Annotated in this window: 21 protein-coding genes; 11 read left to right on the top strand and 10 right to left on the bottom strand. The window is 68.3% G+C overall.

Annotated elements, in window-relative coordinates; translation table 11 throughout:
• Positions 1 to 10: 10 nt before the first annotated feature.
• Positions 11 to 553 (bottom strand): TetR/AcrR family transcriptional regulator, encoded by a 543-nt coding sequence (locus AB0M51_RS12005; RefSeq protein ID WP_344187809.1) that lies wholly within the window; start codon positions 551 to 553, stop codon positions 11 to 13.
• Between the two features lie 148 nt (positions 554 to 701).
• Between AB0M51_RS12005 and AB0M51_RS12010 the strand changes: the two genes are divergently transcribed.
• Positions 702 to 1,148: a nitroreductase family deazaflavin-dependent oxidoreductase gene (locus AB0M51_RS12010; protein WP_344187808.1), complete on the top strand. Its 447-nt coding sequence runs from the start codon at positions 702 to 704 to the stop codon at positions 1,146 to 1,148.
• A gap of 41 nt (positions 1,149 to 1,189) precedes the next feature.
• Positions 1,190 to 1,648, top strand: a complete 459-nt coding sequence (locus tag AB0M51_RS12015; protein WP_344187807.1) for a hypothetical protein — start codon at positions 1,190 to 1,192, stop codon at positions 1,646 to 1,648.
• Here AB0M51_RS12015 and AB0M51_RS12020 read toward each other — a convergent pair.
• The 9 genes from AB0M51_RS12020 to AB0M51_RS12060 all read right to left on the bottom strand — a co-directional run bounded on the left by AB0M51_RS12020 (position 1,612) and on the right by AB0M51_RS12060 (position 11,041).
• Positions 1,612 to 2,814 carry a glycosyltransferase 87 family protein gene (locus AB0M51_RS12020; RefSeq protein WP_344187806.1) on the bottom strand — a complete coding sequence of 401 codons (1,203 nt, stop codon included), beginning with the start codon at positions 2,812 to 2,814 and terminating at the stop codon, positions 1,612 to 1,614. The genes AB0M51_RS12015 and AB0M51_RS12020 overlap by 37 nt on opposite strands.
• A 121-nt stretch (positions 2,815 to 2,935) precedes the next feature.
• Positions 2,936 to 3,631: an NAD(P)H-binding protein gene (locus AB0M51_RS12025; RefSeq protein ID WP_344187805.1), complete on the bottom strand. Its 696-nt coding sequence runs from the start codon at positions 3,629 to 3,631 to the stop codon at positions 2,936 to 2,938.
• 55 nt (positions 3,632 to 3,686) lie between these two features.
• Positions 3,687 to 4,514, bottom strand: coding sequence for a carbohydrate ABC transporter permease (locus AB0M51_RS12030; protein ID WP_344187804.1), 828 nt, complete (start codon positions 4,512 to 4,514; stop codon positions 3,687 to 3,689).
• Positions 4,515 to 4,538: 24 nt separating this feature from the next.
• Positions 4,539 to 5,195: a sugar ABC transporter permease gene (locus tag AB0M51_RS12035; protein ID WP_363749198.1), complete on the bottom strand. Its 657-nt coding sequence runs from the start codon at positions 5,193 to 5,195 to the stop codon at positions 4,539 to 4,541.
• Positions 5,111 to 5,515 carry a hypothetical protein gene (locus tag AB0M51_RS12040; RefSeq protein ID WP_363749200.1) on the bottom strand — a complete coding sequence of 135 codons (405 nt, stop codon included), beginning with the start codon at positions 5,513 to 5,515 and terminating at the stop codon, positions 5,111 to 5,113. Before AB0M51_RS12040 ends, AB0M51_RS12035 begins: the two co-directional genes overlap by 85 nt.
• Before the next feature lie 7 nt (positions 5,516 to 5,522).
• Positions 5,523 to 6,863 (bottom strand): extracellular solute-binding protein, encoded by a 1,341-nt coding sequence (locus AB0M51_RS12045; RefSeq protein WP_344187802.1) that lies wholly within the window; start codon positions 6,861 to 6,863, stop codon positions 5,523 to 5,525.
• 44 nt (positions 6,864 to 6,907) lie between these two features.
• The gene (locus AB0M51_RS12050) at positions 6,908 to 8,041 is read right to left on the bottom strand and encodes a DUF4185 domain-containing protein (RefSeq protein ID WP_344187801.1); all 1,134 of its coding nucleotides are present in this window, start codon (positions 8,039 to 8,041) and stop codon (positions 6,908 to 6,910) included.
• Positions 8,042 to 8,172: 131 nt separating this feature from the next.
• Positions 8,173 to 10,179 (bottom strand): right-handed parallel beta-helix repeat-containing protein, encoded by a 2,007-nt coding sequence (locus AB0M51_RS12055; RefSeq protein ID WP_344187800.1) that lies wholly within the window; start codon positions 10,177 to 10,179, stop codon positions 8,173 to 8,175.
• A 109-nt stretch (positions 10,180 to 10,288) separates the two neighbouring features.
• Positions 10,289 to 11,041 carry a FadR/GntR family transcriptional regulator gene (locus AB0M51_RS12060; protein ID WP_344187799.1) on the bottom strand — a complete coding sequence of 251 codons (753 nt, stop codon included), beginning with the start codon at positions 11,039 to 11,041 and terminating at the stop codon, positions 10,289 to 10,291.
• A gap of 150 nt (positions 11,042 to 11,191) precedes the next feature.
• Between AB0M51_RS12060 and AB0M51_RS12065 the strand changes: the two genes are divergently transcribed.
• The 9 genes from AB0M51_RS12065 to AB0M51_RS12105 are packed head-to-tail and all read left to right on the top strand — an operon-like array spanning position 11,192 to position 20,505.
• A complete protein-coding gene (locus AB0M51_RS12065; RefSeq protein WP_344187798.1) occupies positions 11,192 to 12,508 on the top strand; it encodes an extracellular solute-binding protein in 1,317 nt (438 codons plus the stop codon).
• Positions 12,505 to 13,437 carry a sugar ABC transporter permease gene (locus AB0M51_RS12070; RefSeq protein ID WP_344187797.1) on the top strand — a complete coding sequence of 311 codons (933 nt, stop codon included), beginning with the start codon at positions 12,505 to 12,507 and terminating at the stop codon, positions 13,435 to 13,437. Before AB0M51_RS12065 ends, AB0M51_RS12070 begins: the two co-directional genes overlap by 4 nt.
• A 3-nt stretch (positions 13,438 to 13,440) precedes the next feature.
• Positions 13,441 to 14,268: a carbohydrate ABC transporter permease gene (locus tag AB0M51_RS12075; protein ID WP_344187796.1), complete on the top strand. Its 828-nt coding sequence runs from the start codon at positions 13,441 to 13,443 to the stop codon at positions 14,266 to 14,268.
• A gap of 4 nt (positions 14,269 to 14,272) precedes the next feature.
• Entirely contained in the window at positions 14,273 to 15,439 is a 1,167-nt protein-coding gene (locus tag AB0M51_RS12080) for a mandelate racemase/muconate lactonizing enzyme family protein (protein ID WP_344187795.1), read from the top strand.
• A complete protein-coding gene (locus AB0M51_RS12085; RefSeq protein ID WP_344187794.1) occupies positions 15,436 to 16,173 on the top strand; it encodes an SDR family NAD(P)-dependent oxidoreductase in 738 nt (245 codons plus the stop codon). Before AB0M51_RS12080 ends, AB0M51_RS12085 begins: the two co-directional genes overlap by 4 nt.
• Positions 16,170 to 17,288, top strand: a complete 1,119-nt coding sequence (locus AB0M51_RS12090; RefSeq protein WP_344187793.1) for an aldose 1-epimerase family protein — start codon at positions 16,170 to 16,172, stop codon at positions 17,286 to 17,288. The genes AB0M51_RS12085 and AB0M51_RS12090 overlap by 4 nt, the downstream gene beginning before the upstream one ends.
• A 4-nt stretch (positions 17,289 to 17,292) precedes the next feature.
• Positions 17,293 to 18,693 carry a CoA transferase gene (locus AB0M51_RS12095; protein ID WP_344187792.1) on the top strand — a complete coding sequence of 467 codons (1,401 nt, stop codon included), beginning with the start codon at positions 17,293 to 17,295 and terminating at the stop codon, positions 18,691 to 18,693.
• The gene (locus AB0M51_RS12100) at positions 18,693 to 19,745 is read left to right on the top strand and encodes an ABC transporter substrate-binding protein (protein ID WP_344187791.1); all 1,053 of its coding nucleotides are present in this window, start codon (positions 18,693 to 18,695) and stop codon (positions 19,743 to 19,745) included. The genes AB0M51_RS12095 and AB0M51_RS12100 overlap by 1 nt, the downstream gene beginning before the upstream one ends.
• Positions 19,738 to 20,505: an enoyl-CoA hydratase/isomerase family protein gene (locus tag AB0M51_RS12105; RefSeq protein WP_344187790.1), complete on the top strand. Its 768-nt coding sequence runs from the start codon at positions 19,738 to 19,740 to the stop codon at positions 20,503 to 20,505. The genes AB0M51_RS12100 and AB0M51_RS12105 overlap by 8 nt, the downstream gene beginning before the upstream one ends.
• The last annotated feature ends 132 nt before the right edge of the window (positions 20,506 to 20,637 follow it).

Raw genomic sequence — 20,637 nt, forward strand, 5'->3', positions numbered from 1 at the left:
GAGCATGATTTCACAGGTGGAAGACCCCGGCCCGCGCGGCCGCGAGAGCGATGCCGGCGGCTTGTTCCGCTGTGTGTTCGTCGACGGGTTCGGACACGACCGTGAGCTGGAAGTAGATCGGCGCGATCAACGTGCGGATCACCGCGACCGGGTTCGTGCCGACGGGCAGTTCGCCGCGGGCGACGGCGCGCTCCACGACGAGCTTCGCGCGGCGGGGGCCGTACTCGAACAGGTCCCGGCGTACGTCGTCGATCTCGGTGAAGCGGGCCGCGTCGCTGTAGATCGCGGTGAAGATCATCCGGCCCGGCGGGCTGGTCACCCAGGCGACGAAGGCCTGCGCGAGCGCGCGCAGGTCGTCGGCCAGGCTCCCGGTGTCGGGGATCGGGAAGTCGGTCGTGAGGTGCTCGCCGAGTACGTCGGCAACCAAGCGCTCGCGATTCGGCCACCGGCGGTAAACCGTCGTCTTGTGCACGCCGGCCCGCCGGGCGACCTTGTCGATCGTCAACCCCGCGTATCCACCGTCCGCCAACTCGGCCAGAGTCGCATCGAGCACAGCCGCCCGCACCTTCGGCCCCCGCCCGGGTGCTCGAGGTCGCTCAACTCCCGTCACTCTGCCAGCGTATCGCAACTCAGAGTTGCGATACGCGAAGGGGTGTGTCACGCTGGAGATCGCAACTTGGAGTTGCGATGGAGGGGTGGAGATGCGGATCAAGGACGTGCTGTACAAGTTCTCGACGCGGCTGCATGTGGCGGTGTTCTTCGGGTCGAAGGGGCGGGTGTTCGGCCGGGCGTTGGGGATGCCGGTGGTCGGGCTCGTGACCGTCGGGCGGAAGACCGGTCAGCGGCGCACGACGATGCTGACCGCACCGATCGCCGACGACGAGCGGATCGCGCTGGTGGCGTCGTTCGGCGGCGACGACCGACACCCCGCCTGGTACCGGAACCTGCGCGCGAACCCCGACGTCGAGGTGCTGCTCCGCGGCCGCACCCGATCCGTCCACGCCCGCACCGCGACCGGAGCCGAGCGGGAGGCGCTGTGGGCGAGGATCGTCAAGATCCACGCAGGCTACGAGCGCTACCAGCGACGTACCGATCGCCAGATTCCCGTCGTGGTACTCGAGCAGCGCAGCATGAAGCCTTTGCCTTAATCCTAGGTAGTTGCTCTCGGCCCGTTGTTACGTTCCCGGACATGAGATTGAAGAGCAGGATTCGGACGACCGTCGCAGCGCTGGCACTAGGTATCACGGGTACCGCGGTGCTGGCGCTGCCGGCGCACGCAGGGACCGAGCTGAACGGGTACTTCCCGTGGATCAAGGGCTGTACGAGCGACCAACAGGTGATCCACTCCACGGGCGTCTGGGACAAGTACGGCCGGTACGTCGGACAAATGCGGATCTACTGGTCGCCCCGCTGCGTGACCAACTGGGTGCAGGTCGCACCGAGCAACCCGAACGGGATGGGGATCGCGGCGAGTATCGACGGTCGTTACGGGTCGTCCAGCACGTCGGCGAAGGACTACGCCGTCGGAACCAGCGGGATGCTCTACTCCCCGGCCTCGGCCCCGTGCCTCGGTGTGCACATCATCGTGAGCTCGGGTCCCTGGTCCGACAGCTACAACGATCCGGCTCCCGAGTACACCGTCTGCTGACGGTCGCGTCGGCTGGTGCTCGTGACGGCGAGTACGACGAGTGCTGCCAGCGCGGCGATCACGTAGGCATTGCCGAGGAGTTGCTCGCCGACGGTCCAGGAGAACTCCCGGCCGTCGGCGCGCGGCACCCAGCGGTACGGTGCGAAGATCAGGTAGCCGAACCAGACAACAGCCACCGCGACCCTGGCGAGCGGCCGGTCGACGGGCACGACCTTCGTGAGGGCAACGCCGAGAGGGATCATCCACACCCAGTGGTGGTTCCACGAGATCGGTGCGCAGAGCAACCCGATCGTGGCGCACACCGACAGGCTCGCGAGCGGTTGGCCCTGGTTGTACAGGCGGCGGCTCAACCAGAGGCCGGTGATGACTGTTGCCGGCACCAGGACCATCCAAACGGTTCCGCCGGAGGGTGCGCCGAGTCTGACGAGCAGCCCGTTCCAGGACTGGTTGCCGGCGAACGCGGGCGGGCCGATCCGGCCCGCGTTGAACACCAGCCGCGTCCAGTACTCCCACGACGCGCTCGGTGCCGCGACGAAGCCGATCAGGAGGGTGCCGCAGAAGGCTCCGGCCGCATACCTGAGGGCACGCCACTGCTTGGTGACGAGGAGCAGCGCGAGGAAGACCAATGGCGTCAGCTTGATACCGGCCGCGACCCCGACCCAGCTGCCCCGGCCGGGGTGCTTCCCGTCGAGTACGTCGTACATGACGAGTGCGCAGAGGAACAGGTTGATCTGACCGTACGACAAGGTCTCGCGCACCGGCTCCACCAGGAGGCACCCGGCGACTGCCACCAGCACGGCCGCCGTCCGTAGCCGCTGGTCGCGCAGCGAGTACCGGACGATCACCCACAGCGCAACGATCGAGCAGGCGATCGAGACGCCGTACGCGAGCGGCCAGGGCAGCAGCGCGAACGGTACGAAGACCAGCGCGGCGAACGCCGGATAGGTGAAAGGCAAGGAGATCACCGGCAGCCGGGCCGAGTAGAGCGCCGACGGTTCGCTGAGGATCGTGTCGCCGCCGAGACGGTAGACCTTGAGGTCGGCGCCGGTGTGGTCCCACAACAACGGCAGCAGGACACACGCCGCCGTACCGGCGAGCACCGCCGCAGCCCACATCCAGCGGCTCGACGGCAGTCCGATACCGCTCGGCCGCCGATCGTCAGTCAACCCGGTCCTCCCCCCCGTACCGCCCTTCTCCAGCATCCGACTCCACCCGAACCCGTGCCAGCGCGGTATTGGAGCGACCGCGTTACAACCTGTTAACGGCGACGTCCGTGGCGGTTGGGGTTCAGCGGCGGGGGAGGGCTTCGCCGAACATCAGTTGCAGCAGGCTCGGTGCGCCGTCGGAGGTCGTCACCGCGACGTTGCGGTGCACCCATTGGGTGGTGTCCAGTTGGGCGAGGACGGACGCGGCCAGGTCGGCGCGGCTCGTCCGGAAGCCGTCGGTGCGATCTTCCTCCAGTCTGTACGCCGTCACACGGTCGGCGTCGTAGAGCCCGGCCGGGCGGACCACGGTCCAGTCGAGCGTCGTGGCCCGGAGGTCTGCCTCCATCCGGCGCATGTCGGCGTACGTCGTCCTGCCGATCGTGGCGGTGACCAGCGGCTGGATCACCTTGTTCATCAGGAAGCCGGCCTCGCCGTGCGGGTGTGGGTCGGTGGAGACCGAGCTGATCACCACGATCCGCTTGACGCCGTGGCGCTCCATGGCGGCAACGATGTTCGCCGTACCGCGGCTGTAGACCGTGACCGGTCGCCGGGTGAACGGGACGCCGAGCGCGGACAGCACCGCGTCCGCACCCTCGACGGCCGCGGCGACGTCCTCGACCTCGTAGACGTCGCCGCCGGTAACGGTCAGCCTCGGATGAACGACCGGAAACTCCCCAGGCCGCCGCGTCACCGCGACCACACCATGCCCGAGCTCGAGCGCCTGCCGGGTCAGATGCAGACCAGTCCCACCATGTGCTCCGAACACCACCAGTTTCATGATGTGTATGTCGGCTGCCGCAGCAGAGATGTGACAGTCTTCAGCCGCGGGACGGCTACTTCAGGCCGGCCAGGCGGACGCCGTTGACGATGTAGCGCTGGAAGATCAGGACCAGGACGATGGTCGGAAGGGCGGCCAGCGTGGAGCCGGCCATCAGCATGCCCCAGTCGTTGCCGCGCGAGGAGCGGAACGTGGCGAGGTACTGCATGATCTGCGTCAGGTCCGGGTTCGACACGACGAGGACCGGCCAGACGTACGAGTTCCAGTACGCGAGGAACGAGCCGATGCCGACCACGACGTACGGGCCGAGGGACTGGGGTACGAAGATCTGCAGGAAGATCTGCCAGCGGGTCGCGCCGTCGATCAGGGCGGCCTCCTCCACCGCGGCCGGCATGTTCAGGTAGAACTGGCGGAGGAAGAACATCTGGGCGCTCGACGCGACACCGGGGACGATCAGCACGGCGAGCGTGTCGAGCATCCCGAGCTTGCTCACCACGACGAACGACGTCAGCAGGATCGCCATCGCCGGGATGAACATCGGGGTGATGCAGACGATCCACCACAGCCGCTTGCCGGCGAACTCGAGCCGCGCGAACGCGTACGCGGCCGTGGAGTTCACCACCAGGCTGGCGACCGTGAAGAGCACGGCGCCGAGGAACGTGATGCCCATCGCCCGGACGAACGCCGGGTCGGCGAGGATCAGGCGGTAGTTCTCCACCCGCCAGACGTCGGGGAAGAACTGGAACGGGCTGCGCAGTACCTCGGTCCGGCTCTTGAAGCCGGACATCGCCATCCACGCGAGCGGGAAGAGCGCGGTGAGGGCGATGCCGGCGACCAGCAGGTACGACAGCAGCCGGCGCGGGGCGTACCACGAGCGGTTCATCGAAAAGGTCCTTTCGGTGACGCCTCAGGCGTCCGACGACTTCTCGGAGCTGACGACCCGGAAGATGATGATCGAGATGGTGCCGATGACGATGAAGAGCAGCAGCGCCGCCGTCAGCGAGTAGCTCGTCGCGTACGGCGTACCGTCGCGGAAGCTGTTGAAGATGTACAGGTTCGGCGTGTTGGTGGCGTCCACCGGGCCGCCGTTCGTCATCACCAGCGGCAGCTGGAACTCCTGGATCGTCAGCGTCAGCCCGGTGACCAGCAGGAACAGGATGACGTTGCGCAGCGACGGGACCGTGATGTACCGGGTGCGCTGCCAGAAGTTCGCGCCGTCCAGCCGGGCCGACTCGAAGTAGCTCTCCGGGATGTCGAGGATGCCCGCGAGCATGATCAGCGTCGAGACGCCGAACCCGAGCCAGACCGCCGGGATCGCCACCGCCGGCAGCGCCGTACCGGCCGTGTTCAGCCAGGCGACGGGCCCGTGGCCGAACAGCCCGATGAACCAGTTCGCGACGCCCTCGTCCTGGTAGATGAAGACGAAGATGATCGCCGCGACGACGCTCGAGACGACCGCCGGCACGTAGACGGTGGTCTTCATGAACGCCGCCAGCCGCTTCGACAGCGTCGCGATGAAGCTCGCGAGCAGCAGCGCGAGGACGAGGATCGCCGGTACGACCATGATCGCCAGCTTGAGGCCGACCCACAGCGACGCGTAGAAGTCCGGTCGGTCAGCACGTACTGGTAGAAGTCGAACCCGACGAACTTCGCGTCCTTGTAGAAGCTCATCTCGAAGAAGCTGAGGTAGAACGCGTAGACGAGCGGCCAGATCACGAAGATCCCGAGCAGGATCACCATCGGCGCGATCATCAGGTAGGCGGTCAGATGGGCCCGCAGGTGCCGCGGCACCTGCTCGGCGACCTTCCTGCCGCGGCGGGTCCGGCGCGACGGGCCGGTCACCTGGGTGACCCGGCCCGTCGGCTGTGTGGAGGTGTCGAGCATCGTCCGGTCAGCCCTTCGGTGCCGTGCCCTTGAGGTGCTGCTGCTTGATCACCCGGTCGATCGCGTCACTCGCCTTCTGGGTCGCGGCCGGGATGTCGGACTTGCCCTTCATCACGGACTCGATCGCGGTCGCGAAGGCCAGCGAGATGTCGAACGGGTAGGCCGGCTCGGCCTTGCCGGTCGCGACCACCTTGTCGCTGATGATCTTCATGAACGGGTCGGAGGTGGCCGCCGGGTCACCGGCCAGCGCCTTGTCGACCGACGTACGGACGGTGTACTTCGAGAAGCCGCTCTGCCGGAAGAAGTCGGCCATGATCGCCGGGTCGCCGGCCAGCAGGTAGTCGATGAACTTGGCCGCGGCCTCCTTCTTCTTCGACTTGCCGTCGACGGTCAGCGTCCAGCCGCCGAGCGTCGCGGTCGGCTTGCTCGGGTCGCCGTCGACGGACGGGAACGGCGCGACCGCGGTGTTCTTGATCATCGCGGGGAAGCTCTGCTTGAGCTGCCCGACGGCCCACGAGCCGTCCGCCATCATCGCCACCTGGCCCTGGCCGTACGGCGACGCGTCGGCGTACCCGACCTTCGGCTGCTGCGGCATCCAGCCCTTCTGGAACAGGGTCTGGTACAGCTGGAAGAGCTTCGTGTAGCACGGGTCCTTCGCGTTCGCGGCGGACCAGTCGTCGTTGATCGGCAGGTGGCCGCACGCGTTGTACTGCAGGCCCCAGCTCGACCAGCCGAGGTCGGGGGCGACGGAGGCCATCGTCATCCCCTTCACGTTGCCCTTGGTCAGCTTCTGGGCCCAGGTGAGCAGCTCGTCCCAGGTCTTCGGCGGCGAGTTCGGGTCGAGCCCGGCGGCCGTGACCAGGTCCTTGCGGTAGTAGAGCACGGTCGAGGGCTCGACCAGCATCGGGTACGCGTAGTGCTTGCCGTCGACCTTGACGAAGCCGGCGACGTTCGGCTTGATGTCGTCCCACGCCTTGTCCGGGAGCAGCCCGTCGAGCTCGGCGAACTGGCCGTTCGCGACGCCCGCCGGGATGCCGCCGTAGTTCGTGGTCGCGACGTCGGGCTGGGTGCCGGCGGCCTGCGCCGCCTTCAGCTTCTGCGTCCAGGTGTCACCGGGAACCACCTGGTACTTGACCTTGACGGCGGTCTGCGACGCGTTGAACTTGTCGACGTACGTCTTGAACCACTTCTGCTGGTACGGCTCGAACTGCTGCTGCCAGAAGGTGATCTCGGTCGTCCCGCCCTTACCGCCGGAGCCCCCCGAGTTGTCGGACGAGCCGCAGCCGGCGAGGGCGAGGGTCGCGGCCACGGCCGAGGCGACGAGAATCCTGAGTCTCCGGTGACGCATGTTCCTGCTCCTTGTGATCTGTGATAGATGGTGCCGGGTGCCGGTCACTTCGACTGCTTGACGAGGTCGGCGCGGTACCAGAACACGTTGTAGGGACCCCACTGGGAGATCGAGAAGTAGATCGTCCGGCCGCCGTTCGCGACGTACCCGGGATGCAGGTACGGCGAGTAGACGCCGGGCAGATCCTCCTGGGTGACGAGGGGTTTCGGGTCACCCCACGGACCCCAGGGCGTGATGCCTTCGCGGATCGTCGAGCCCAGGCCGGACCCGTCGGTCGAGGTCATGATCCAGCGGCCGAGGTACTCGCTCCACATCACCGAGAGCTCACCGACGGTCCCGTCCGCGATCTGTGCGGCCGCGGCCGGGTCCTTGCCCCAGGTGGGCTTGCCGTCGCGGACGCCGGTGAAGTACTCGTACGCCTTCTGGTGCTCGACGTCCGCCTCGGCGACCCGCATCAGCGCGACGCCGCCGAACCGGCCGTGCGTGACACCCCAGAAGTACAGCGTCCCGTCGAGGTTCGTGACGCTGACCTGGACGAAGTTGCTGTTGCCGTCCCAGCGCGGGGACTCCAGCGTGGTCCAGTTCTGGCCGTGGTCGGTCGACTTCGCGAGACCGGCGTAGTTGGTCTCCCATTCGCCGGGGTCACCCCAGTGCCGCACCGACATGTACGCGAGGTACATCGCGCCGTTCGCGGCGAAGCCGTACGTCGGGATGATCGTCATCTCGTCGTTGTCGATCTTCTTGCCCGGGATCAGCTCTTTCGCCCAGCCGGTGTCGTCGGTGACATAACCGCCGAAGGTGATGCCGTCGGCCGGGTTGCTGTCGGTGGTCCAGGCCATCGTGTTCGAGCGCCACTCGGTGCCGCCGCCTCCGGTGTGCCCGTCCTCGCGCTGCCCGAACGTGTCGCCGAACACGAACCAGGTCTTCCCGTCGGCGTCGAACATCGACCCGAGGTCCTGCCCGACCACCTCGACGGATCCGGTGTGGTTGATCGAGTCGTGGCCTGTCAGCTGCGCTACCTTCGTCACGTGCTCGACGCCGCCGAGCCGGAACGGCGCCTTCTGGTCGCCGCTCAGGCGCGGATCGTTCGTGGCGGGCACCCCGCCGCAGGCGGTGGTGCTCGACAGGGCCAGGCACGCCAGCCCCGCCATCACACCGACCCTGCCCACGCTGTTCATGCCGGGGAGTGTGGCAGAAATCGATTTCCCGCACAATGGGTCAAGGAGCGATGCGGAGGCAACGATCTGGGCACGACGCCCCGCCGGCCCCGGGCGGCTGCGGAGCGGATTCGTAGGCTGACGCGGCGTGTCTAGCGGGCGCCGGCCTCGGTCATCACCTGGCGGGCCTCGGGTGGGAAGTTGCCGTCGGTGATCTGGGTGTTGCCGATCACTTGGTTGTTGTAGCCGGGGCCCTCGGGGTTGCGTTCCGGGCCGACGTCCCACCAGTTGCCGGTGACCAGGTTGTCCTTGGTGTTGAAGGTGTCCGGGTTGCCGGCGTCGGAGTTGATGTAGACCCAGCGGCTGCTGCCGAGGAACACGTTGTCACGCATCACGACGTACCGGGTGCCCTGGTCGATCAGCGCGCCGAACGTCACCTGGCTGTCGTACACGTAGTTGCGTTCGATCACGGCGCCCGGGCTCGCGGAGAGCGTGTAGATGCTGCCGCCGTCGTGCATCGCCTGCTTGGTGTCGTGGATCAGGTTGTACGCGACGTAGTTCTCGCGGAACGTGGTCGGTGTGTCGTAGATCGGCTGATAGTTGTACAGCCCGGCCTTCAGGTAGTACTGGTTGCCGCCCGGGTCGTTGATACCCCATCCCCAGCCGATGTCGACCCCGTCGTACGGCAGATCCGTCAGCGTGTTGTGGGTGATCGTCGCCCGCGTGACGTATGTCGACAGAATGCCGGCGTTGTCGCGGTACTCCTTCGAGACGCCGACAATCCTGTTGTTGACAATCCGCACGTCGTGGTTCGTCATCCGCGGGTCCCGCGGGTGGTGGGCGTCCGGCTGGACGCCGCCGACGACGATCGCCGAGGCCGCGCTGTTCGTGAAGCTGTTGCCACGGACATCGATCTCGGCGGCCCCGTACCCGGTGCCGGACGCGTGCGCGTTCGGGTCCATGCCGAGGCCGAGTCCGACGGATCCGAGCTGCTCGAAACTGTTGCCGTCGAAGCTGACGTGCGCGGCGGCGGACACCTGCACGGCGGCCGGGATCTGGTGCCACTCGTTACGGGTCTTCTCGAACTCCGGGCAGCCGTTCTGGCAGCTGGTCAGGAAGTCGGCGGGCTTGGCGTACTCGCCGACCGCGTGCGCGCCGCTCTGTTGGTCGACGTAACCCTGCGGCCCGCTCGGGAAGTTCCAGGTGCTGTGGGCGAACGTGATGTTGCTGAAGGCAAGGTTCTGGACCGGATCGGCGTAGCTCCCGCCGATCTGGACGAGCGACTCGAGCCGGGGGAGCCGGACGTCGGCCGCGGCCATCGACCGGCCGTCGGCGGGGCGGTAGAAGAGCTTGCCCTTCGCGGAGTCGAGGTACCACTGGTTCGGGCCGGAGATCAGCTCGTACGCGTTGTTCAGGTAGATCGCGCCGCGGGCGTACGGCGACTTGAGGGTGTCGTACCCGAAGTTGTTGTTGTCCCAGGCCGGCTGCTCCATCACCAGGGTGTTGCCGTCGACCGAGTGGACGGGGGAGTAGCGGTCGGTGAACGAGCCGAGCTCCTCGATCTCCAGCGCGCCGGGATTGGACAGGGCGGCGATCTGCGCGGCGAGGACCGGATCGTTGACCGTGAGCCCGCGTTGGCTGAACACCAGGCTGCCGCGGGTCTTCTTGGACTCGGCGAGGAGCAGTTGGGTCCGCTGGGCGAGTTTGCCGTCGACGTACAGCTGGCGCGACCGGGTGCCGGCCGGGACGTCGGCGGACCAGATGTTCTTGGCCGGGTCGGTCAGCTTCCAGTGGGTGATCCTGGTGCCGCCGGAGAGTACGGCGCGCTGGCCGGGGACGCTCTGCCAGGTGACGGTGTGGCCGTTGCGGCCGCCGTCGCGGGTGCCGAACTGTAGCGGGGCGGTCAGCTCGTAGGTGCCGCCGGTGAGGAGGACGCGGACGTCGGTGGTCGCGCTGCGGGCGCGGACGAGGGCTTGGGCGGCGTCGAGGGTCCGGACGACCTGGTCGGCGTCGAGGTTCTGAGGCTTCTTGCCGTCCGGGGCGACCAGGATGACGTCGGTGGGGCGCGGGGCGGCGAAGGTCGGGGCGGTGGACGAGAGGGCAGTGAGGGCGGTGAGGGCGGCTGCGGCGAGCACGCGAGCCGGACGATGTCGGGGCATCCAGAACTCCTATGTCGTCTGTTGTCTGTCATCTGTCAGCGGCAACGTAGGAGTCCCGGACAGGGCCGTCAAGACCTGACGACCGGATCCGGCAACCGGCGGCGGAGCGTCAGGCGGGCGGGAGCGGGCGGCGGCGCTGCCAGGCGGAGCGGATGTGGTCGGTCATCGCGGCGGCGGCGCCGGCGGGGTCGCGGGCGAGGATGCGGTCCAGGACGATCCGGTGTTCGGAGTTCGTCGTACGGACGTCCTCGACGCTCGGGTGGCCCTGGTACCGCATGCTGGTCCGCGCCTGGCTGTGCACCGTGCTGACGATCGACCGGGCCAGCCGATTCCCCGACGCGGCCATGATCCGGTCGTGGAACTCGACGTCGGTCTGGATGAAGACCTCCGGCCGGGCTGTGTCCGCCTCGAGCCGATGGAAGACCGCCTCGATCGCGGCCCGGTCCTCGTCGGTCGCGTACTCCGCGGCCAGGCCGGCCAGGTTCGACTCGAGCGCGATCCGGACCCCGACGAGCTCGTCGAGGATCGTCAGGTTCGCGTCGTTGCGCACCGCGGACGCGAGCACGTCGGTGTCCAGCAGGTTCCAGCTGGAGTCGTCCTTGACGACCGCGCCGACCCCGCGCCGGACCTCGACCAGCCCCTTCGCCTCGAGCAGCTTCACCGCCTCGCGGACGGTGATCCGGCTGACCTGGAACTGCTCGGAGAGCGCCGACTCCGGCGGCAGCGCGGCGCCCGGCGGGATCGACCCGGACACCACCCCGTCGAGGATCGACTCGACGACCAGGTCGGCGAGTCGTGCCGGGCGGCGCGCGGCCGCCGCGGGTGCGAGTCGCACGGTTGCCTGTCCGGGGTCCGACGTCACCTGTGCCTCCCAGCTCGATGTCCTGACGCGTACACGGATTGTCGCCCATCTGTCAGCAGTCAACAAACTCTTGACAACAGACAACAGACAACTAACATCTTGCCACAACGAGAGCCCCAACGAACTCGAAGAACGAAGGAGGGCGCGATCATGTCGAGCGCCTCAGGCCATCTCTGGCAATTCCGCCGCGGCTGGGTCGCCGCCGCGCTCGTCCCGGCGCTGGCGCTCGTCTCCGCCGCCTGCGGAGCGGCCGCTCCGCAGAGTCAGGCGGGCAGCGGTGCCAGTGCGGGCGGTGCCGGATCCGGCAAGCTGGTCGTCTGGGACTGGCACTCCGGCGACGCCACGACGAAGGACTACTACGCGAAGGCCAAGTCCGACTTCGAGGCCAAGCACCCCGGCGTGCAGGTCGAGTTCGTCGCCCAGCCGTACGACCAGTACTACACGATCCTCGGTACGGCGATCCAGGCCGGCAAGGGCCCGGACATCTCGATGTTCAACGGCGGCGCGCAGCTGCGCGAGCGGGCCTCGGCGCTGCTGCCGCTCGACGACAAGCTCGGCGACCTGAAGGACCGCCTCGTCGGCTGGGACGCGTTCCGCAAGGACAAGACGACGTACGCCGTTCCGGTCACACTGCAGGGTTTCCCCTTCTACTACAACAAGGCCGTCTACAAGAAGGCCGGCCTCGACCCGGACAAGCCGCCGGCGACGCTGGCCGAGCTGCAGACGGACTGCGCCGCGATCAAGAAGTCCGGCAACGCCTGCTTCAACCTCGGCAACAAGGAGGGCCTCGGCATCGAGTTCTTCCTGTCCGGCTTCGGCCCGGGCGTGTTCAGCCCGGCGCAGTACGACGCCTGGCTGGCCGGAAAGCGGGACTGGAAGTCGCCCGAGGTCCGGCAGATCTTCGAGCTCTGGAAGAAGACCAACGACGAGGGCTGGTACAACAAGGGCGTCAACTCGACCGCCATGTTCAACGACCAGTTCACGATGTTCTCCGGCGGCAAGGGCGGCAACGTGATCGGCCTGATCTCGGACACCGCGCACTGGAAGTCCTTCGACGAGTTCCTCGGCCCGGACCTGGGCGTCTACAAGCCGCCGATCTCGGACCCGGCGAACGTGAAGTCGACCTTCCTCCCGGCCGAGGGCGGCATCGGGTACGGCGTGATGAAGTGGACGAAGGACCCGGCGCTGGCGATGGACCTGGTGAAGAGCCTGGCAAGCTCCGACGCGGAGAAACTGTTCTTCGAGAAGGCCGGCGCGATCGCGGCCGACAAGACCATCGACACCAAGGCGGTCGACGTACCGGCGGCCGGCGAGATCGTGTCCTGGCTCCCGGACAGCAAGCCGCTGCTGCACACCGCGCTGTCCGCGAAGACGCTCGACCTGATGCACCGGCTGTCGCAGCAGCTGATCAGCGGTGACGTGACTGTCGATCAGGTCCTCACCCAACTGGCGGCGTCGGACAAGTGAGCGCTTCCGGAGAGCAGACCGTGGCGGTGCCCGCGGCCCGGCGTACGACGGCCGTACGCCGGTGGCGGCTCAGCGAGCAGAAGATCGCCGCGCTGGTGCTGGTGACGCCGGCCCTGCTGATCATCGTCGGGTTGCGGGTCGTGCCGCTCGTCCTCGGTGCGCAGTACTCGCTGACCGGGGACGGCGACCGCAACGGCGTCTTCGTTGGCCTGGCCAACTACAAGACGCTGGCCTCCGACCCGGTCTTCCGGACCGCGGTGAAGAACGTCGGGCTGTTGTTCCTGGCGCTGCCGGTCGCGGTCGCGGTGCCGGGGATCCTGGCCACCTTCCTGTTCCTGAAGGTCCCCGGCCACCGGTTCTACCGGAGCGTGTACTTCTTCCCGGTCGTGCTGTCGCCGGTGATCATCGGCGCGATCTTCAACATCCTGCTGTCCGTGGACGGGCCGCTGAACCAGTTGCTCGGTGTGGTCGGCCTCGGCCCGGTCGACTGGCTGGGCAACTCGCACCTGGCGATCGTGTCGGTGATCGGCGTGCACATCTGGGCGACGTTCGGGATGGCGCTGGTGATCTTCATGGCCGGCTTCTCCACACTCGACCAGTCGCTGCTCGACGCCGCGCGATGCGACGGCGCGAACCTGACGCAGACCATCCGGCACGTGGTGGTCCCGGAGCTCAGCCAGACGATCCAGTTCGTCTTCGTGACCACGATGATCGGGATGCTGACCGGCATGTTCGGCCTCGTCTACGTGATGACCGCGGGCGGCCCGGGCGGTGCGACGTACCTGCCGGAGTTCTACATCTGGGTCACCCAGGGGCAGATGAACAGCCCGGCGCTGGCGTCGGCCGCGTCGATGGTGCTGTTCCTCGTGATGCTCGTCGTCGGGCTCGCCCAGATCCGGCTGATCAAGCGCGCCACGAAGGAGGTGTGACCGATGCGCGAACGCGGTTTCACCCGGCGGATCGTCGCCGTACCGATGTGCCTGCTGGCACTGGCCACGATCTACCCGATGCTGTTCACGCTGAACGTCGCGATGAAGTCGCGCCGTGAATACGTACTCAACCAGTTCTCGCTGGCCGATCACCTGACCGCGGCGAACATCGCGGACGCGTGGAGCTCGTCCGGGCTCGGCCGGTACACGTTCAACTCGATCGTGGTCACGGCCGGCGCGGTCGTGCTGTTGCTGCTGCTCGGCTCGATGGCCGGGTACGCGTTCAGCCAGGTGACGTTCCGCGGCCGGAAGTGGCTGTTCCTGGTCTGCCTGGGCGCGTTGATGATCCCGTTCCAGGTGATCATGGTGCCGTTCTTCCGGGTGCTCGGCCAGGTGCACCTGCTGGATACGTATCCAGGCCTGATCCTCGCCTACACCGGGCAGTTCCTGCCGTTCACGATCTTCCTGATGACGAGCTTCTACTCGCGGATCCCGGCCGAGGTGGTCGAGGCCGCCCGGGTCGACGGCAGTACGACGCTCGGCGTGTACCGCCGGATCATGCTGCCGCTCGGCCGCCCGGCGCTGCTGTCGGTCGGCATCCTGAACGCGTTGTTCTGCTGGAACGACGTCCTGATCTCGTTGCTCGTGATGCAGTCCGAGCAGCACCGCACGCTGATGGTCGGAGTGACCGCACTGCGCGGGCAGTACTCCGACAACATCCCGCTGTTCGCCGGCGGGGTACTCGTCGCCGCGGTGCCGGTGATCGCGATCTACCTGTTCTTCCAGCGCCAGATCACCGACGGTGTCACCGCCGGCTCGACCAAGGGATAGCCATATGCGCATCACGGGATACCGCACGCTCACCACGGTGCACGACTGGGGCAGACCGATCGGTGACGCCAATGGGACGGTCGGCTCCGGCCGTACGTCGGTGCCGATCGTCGTACTGACCACGGACACCGGGCTCGAAGGGATCGGGCTGGGCTCGCACGAGGGGATCGACGCGCTGTTCCCGGCGCTCGACGGGCAGGATCCGCGGGCGGTCGTGGCACTGTACGACCGGATGCTCGCGTGGGTGTTCAAGCGCGGGCACACCGGTGCCGTGTTCGGTGCCATCGGTGCGCTCGACATGGCGTTGTGGGACCTCAAGGCGAAGGCGGCCGAGCAGCCGTTGTGGCGGTTGCTCGGCGCGCGCGATCACGTCGTACCGGCGTACGCCTCGGGGCTGGACGGGCCGTTGCCGGACGACGAGCTGAGCCGGCTGCACAAGCAGTTCGCGGAGCGCGGGCTGCAGGCGGTGAAGCTCAAGGGCGGGCTCGACGTGGCCGACGACCTGCGACGCCTGGACCTGCTGAGCGAGTTGTACCGCGAGCAGACCGGGGCGGCGCCGGCGCTGATGCTGGACGCGAACGAGTCGTGGGCGCGGAAGGAAGCGGTCCGGCACATTCGGCGGATCGAGGAACATGCGGATCTCGCGTGGGTCGAGGAGCCGGTGCGGCGGTGGGACGTCGACGGGCTCGCGATGGTGACCCGGTCGGTGAAGGCTGCCGTTGCCACGGGCGAGAACCTGACAGGGCTGGAGCAGTTCCGGCCGTTGCTGGCGGCGAATGCCGTCGACATCGTGCAGACGGGCAGCGTCTGGGGGATCACGCACTTCTTGCGGGTGTCGGCGTTGGCGCATGCGTTCGATCTGCCCGTCAGCCCGGTCGGGTACGACGTGAATCCGCTGGGCCATGCGGCGGCCGTCGTACCGAACCATCTGTCGATCGAGATCCAGGATCTTGGGATGCCGGTCGGGATCAGCGCGGACCAGGAGGTCGCCGACGGGCATCTGGTGCTGGGGGAGGCGCCGGGGCTCGGGTACGTCGTGGACGAGGACGCGATCGCGCACCTGGCCAGCTCCGGCAGCTGGGACGACGACGCCGGACCCCACGTCCGCCCCGACCGTGCCGGCCGCCGCCTCGTGGTCAAACCCGCCATCCGCAACGGAGACGTCCGATGAAGTCAGCTGTGGTGACCGGGGCCGGGGGTTCGCTCGGGCGGGCGATTGCCTTGCGGTTGGCCGGTGACGGGTACGGGGTGGCGTTGCTCGACCTGCCGGGGGACGGGTTGAGTGAGTCGGAGGCTGAGCTGAAGTCGGCCGGTGCCACCGTCCGCGTGCTGCCGGTCGACCTGCGGGACGCCGGCGCGATCGTGGACACGATCACCACTGCCGAGGACGCCCTCGGCCCGCTGGACGTCCTCGTGAACAACGCCGCGATCTACCCGGCGACGCCGTTCCTCGACATCCCGCTCACGGAGTACGAGGACGTCGTCGCGGTCAACCAGCGCGCGTACTTCGTCGCCGCCCAGACCGCGGCCCGCTCGATGCGCGCCCGCGGCACCGGCTCGATCGTCAACATCGCCTCGATCACCTGGCACGGCGGCTGGGACAAACTCGCGAGCTACGTCAGCACGAAGGGCGCGGCCGTCTCGCTGACCCGCGCCCTCGCCCGCGAGCTCGGCCCGGAAGGCATCCGCGTCAACGCCGTCTCACCAGGCGCGTTCCCCACCAAGGCCGAGACGATCCACGAGAACCCGGAGGCCTACACCGCGTTCGTCCTCGACCACCAGGCGATCAAGCGCCGCGGCAGACCTTCCGAGATCGCCGCGGTGGTGTCGTTCCTGACCGGCCCGGACGCGTCGTTCGTGACCGGGCAGACGATCAACGTCGACGGCGGATGGGTGATGGAGTGAACATCTTCGGATCCGAGATGTCGGCGGCCGCGTTGCGGGAGCGGACCGGGGACCTCACGAGTGTCGCCGGGGTCCGGGAAGTTGTCCTGGGCAACGGAGTCGAGCGCGGCGTACGAGCCGTGCAGTTGCGTAGTGCCGCCGGGCTCGAGGTGGAGGTGCTCGTGGACCGGGCACTCGATCTCGGGAGTGCGCGGTTCCGCGGTGTGCCGTTCGGGTGGCGGTCGGGGAACGGTTTCCGGCACCCGGGGCTGCACGAGCACAACGACGAGGGTGGGTTGTCGTGGCTGCGGGCGCTCGACGGGCTGCTGGTGTCCGGCGGCCTCGACCACACCCTGTTCGGGGACGAGGTCGACGCGACGCAGTACGGGTATCCGCCGAAGCAGACCGTCTCGCACGGGCTGCACGGCCGGCTCACCGCGATCCCCGGGCGGCTGCTCGAGGCGGGCGAGGTGTGGGACGGCGAGCACTGCACGTTGCGGGTCCGCGGCGAGGTCGTGCAGGCGACGTCGTTCGGTGAGCACCTGCGACTGACCCGGACGATCGAGGTCGACTTCGACGGGCTCGAGGTCCGGCTGTACGACGTGGTCGACAACCTCGGGTACGAACGTACGCCGCACATGTTCCTGTACCACCTGAACTTCGGCTGGCCCGTGATCGACGCCGGTACCGAATTCGTCGCGCCGATCGCCGGTACAACCTGGCAGAGCGATTCGGCCGCCGGGCAGGGTGTCTCGTACCGTGTGCTGCCCGACCCGCGGCCCGGGTTCGTGGAGCAGGTGTACGAGCACCGGCTGGTCGCCGACGAGGACGGCCGGCACCGGGTCGCACTGATCCGCGGTGACAGTACGTTCGGCGTCGAGGTGAGCTGGGACGCGGCCACCATGCCGTGCTTCTTCGAATGGCAGAACCTGCGCAGCGGCCAGTACGCCGTCGGCCTCGAACCGTCGACGCATCACGTGACCGGCGACGCGGCCGCCCGCGAGGACGGCTCGATGACCTGGCTCGAACACGGCGAGTCCCGCTCGTACCGCACCACGATCCGGGTCCTCGACGGTGTCGAGGCGACCACTGCCGTCCGGGACGCCGTCCGCCGAGTCGCCGGCCAACCCGACTGACACGATGGGAGAACAGATGGGCATCCTCGACGGGTACCGCGTGCTCGACTGCTCGATCGCGATGGCGGGTCCGTTCGCCGCGCAGCGGCTCGGCGACCTCGGCGCCGACGTGGTCAAGGTCGAGCCGGTCACCGGCGAGTGGCAACGGCACGCCGCCGCGGGCGGGGCGCAGGGAAACGCGATCAACGTGTCGTTCCTGTCCCTCAACCGGAACAAGCGGTCACTGGCCGTCGACCTGAAGTCGGCGGCCGGGAAGCAGGTGCTGACCCGGCTGGTGGAGACCGCCGACGTGTTCCTGCAGAACTACCGGCCCGGGGTGGCGGAGCGGCTCGGCGTCGACTACGCGACGTTGTCCGCGATCAACCCGCGGCTGGTCTACGTGTCGATGTCGGGGTACGGCGAGGACGGGCCGCACCGGAACCTGCCCGGGCAGGACCTGTTGCTGCAGGCAAGGTCCGGCGCGATGCTGTCGACCGGCCGGCACGGTGAACCGCCGCAGCCGGCCGGGCAGTACCTCGTCGACGCGGTGACCGCGTCGACCGCGTTCGAGGCGGTGCTCGCGGCGCTGCTGCATCGGGAGCGAACCGGCGAGGGGCAGCTCGTGAAGGTGAACATGCTGGATGCGATCACCACGCTGCAGATGCAGGAGTTGTCGGTGTTCACCGCCGGCGGGGTCCCGCAGCAGCGCGGGGCGGAGCCGCACGCGCATGTGTACATCAGGGCGCCGTACGGGACGTTCAAGACCGCGGACGGGTTCCTCGCGCTGGCGATGCCCGATCTGCCGACGCTCGGGCGGGTGATCGGCGAGGACAGCTTCCTGGAGCTGGACTCCGAGGTGCACGGCTGGACGCATCGGGACGAGCTGTTCCGGTTGACGGCGGAGCGGCTGCTCGTGCGTACGACGGACGAGTGGCTGACGGCGCTGACCGAGGCGGGGATCTGGTGCGGGCCGGTGTACGACTACCAGCAACTGGTCGACGATCCGCAGATCCGGCACAACGGCACCTTCGTCGAGTACGACCACCCGACAGAGGGCCACGTGAAGACCCCCGGCTTCCCGTACACCTTCGAGAAGACGCCGGCCACTGTCGTACGAGGTGCCCCCCTGGTAGGCGAACACACCCGCGAGGTGCTGACAGAGGCAGGTTTCACCCCGCAGCAGATCACGGATCTGCTGCACGACGGAGCGGTCGCAGAAACCCGTCTCGCAGACGTCGCCCCACGCCCTGCGGGCGCTCGCACGCACCCACTGGAAGCAATCCGGGACACCGCGAGCGCTCCCGCGGATGGCGCGCACCCGGAGACAGCTCCGCTCTCTACGAACGCCCGCCCCGCGACGGCGGACGGCAAGAACGGCTTGGCAGACTCCGGCGCCGCACCGCGAACCGTCGGCGAGGTGCGGTGATGGGTTCCTACCGGGGGTTGACCTGGGATCATCCGCGGGGGCGGGATGCGCTGGTCGAGGCGTCTGTGCGGCGGGGGATCGACTTGGTGTGGGAGGTGCAGCCGTTGAGTGGGTTCGAGTCGACGCCGATCAGCGAGCTGGCCGAGCGGTACGACGTGATCGTGCTCGACCACCCGCACCTCGGGGACGCCAAGGAGCACCTGCAGCCGGTGGACGAGCTGCTCGAGGGCGAGTTCGTCGGGCCGAGCGTGGCGTCGTACCGGCTCGACGGGCACCTGTGGGCGCTCCCGCTGGACGCGGCTACCCAGGTCGCGGCGACCCGCACCGACCTCGCCGGTCCGCCGCCGCGGCTCTGGCGTGAGGTGGTGGAACTGTCTCGTGCGGCGCCGGTCGCCCTCTCCGTCGCCGGTCCGCACGCGCTCCTCACCTTCTCGTCGATCTCGGTCGCACTGGGGGAGGAGCCAACCTTCGCACCGACCGACACCGCCCACCGCGCGCTCGAACTGATGACCGACCTGACCACCCGCGCTCCGCGGCACACCAGGTCGCTCGACCCGATCGCCTTGCTGGACACGATGGTCGCGGACGACACCATCGCGCACTGCCCACTGATCTACGGCTACGTGAACTACGCGCCCACCGTGACCTTCACCGACGCGCCCTCGGAGCGCCCAGGCTCCAGACCCGGCTCGACGATCGGCGGCACCGGCCTGGCGATCACCCGCCGCTGCCGGCCCACCGCCGAGCTCCTCGACCACCTCCGCTGGTTGCTATCAGCAACAGCCCAGGAAATGTTCGTCCCGCAATACTCCGGACAACCGGCACGACTCAGCGCGTGGACCTCGGACGCCGTCAACGTCCGGACCGGAGACTTCTACCGAGGCACGCTCCGTACGATCAGCGAGGCCTGGGTGCGCCCGCGGCAGCCGGGCTACATCGAGTTCCAGACCGCGGCGAGCGAGGTGGCCCGCGACGTCGTGTACGGCGAGGTGACGGCCACGGCAGGCCTCGACCGGATCGCGACCCTGTGGAAAGGCATCGGCGATGAGTGACGAAGTACTGTTCGAGCAGCACGGCCAGGTCGCCGTCATCACGCTCAACCGGCCAGCGAAACTGAACGCGGTCACCGCGGACATGTCCGACGCGCTCGTCGAGCTGGCCCGGCACTGCAACGACGCCGACGACATCCGCGCCGTCGTGTTGACCGGAACCGGCCGCGCCTTCAGCGCCGGCTCCGACATCGCCGAGCTGGACAAGTACGAGACCCCGTGGGCGTTCCGGAACCGCGCCGACTACTGCGACGCGCTCAAGGTGCTGCGCAAGCCGATAGTTGCCGCGGTCAACGGATTCGCCCTCGGCGGTGGGCTGGAGACCGCGCTGATCTGCGACATCCGCCTGGCTTCCAGTACGGCGGTGTTCGCGGCGGCCGAGGTCAAACTCGGCTGGATCGGCGGCGGCGGAATGTCCGCGCTCCTGACCCACACCGTCGGCCCGGGCAACGCCGCCATGATGCTGATGACCGGGGATCCGATCGACGCCCGACGCGCCCTCACCTGGGGCCTGGTCAGCGAGGTCCTCGAACCGGACGCCCTGCTGCCCCGCGCCCTCGAACTCGCCACCACGATCGCCTCCCGCGCCCCGATCGCCGTCGAGACCGCGAAGGCGAACGTAGCGGCCGCACTGAACATGCCGCTGGAGCAAGCAGTCGCCTACGAGCGCGACGTACAAACGATCTGCTTCGCCACCAACGACGCCGCCGAGGGCCGCGCCGCCTTCGCGGAGAAACGCGAGCCGAAGTTCACCCGTACCTAGATGATTGCTGTACGGCGATCTCGGCGGTCCACCGCAGACGCATGGGTGCACCGCTGGACATCGGGTGCCGGCCCGTGGCTGACACCACCGGAACGACTCCCGGAACTTGCAGCCCTCATCCGTGACGCGCTC

This window comes from Kribbella sp. NPDC051137 (genome assembly GCF_040682535.1).
Classification (GTDB): domain Bacteria; phylum Actinomycetota; class Actinomycetes; order Propionibacteriales; family Kribbellaceae; genus Kribbella; species Kribbella karoonensis.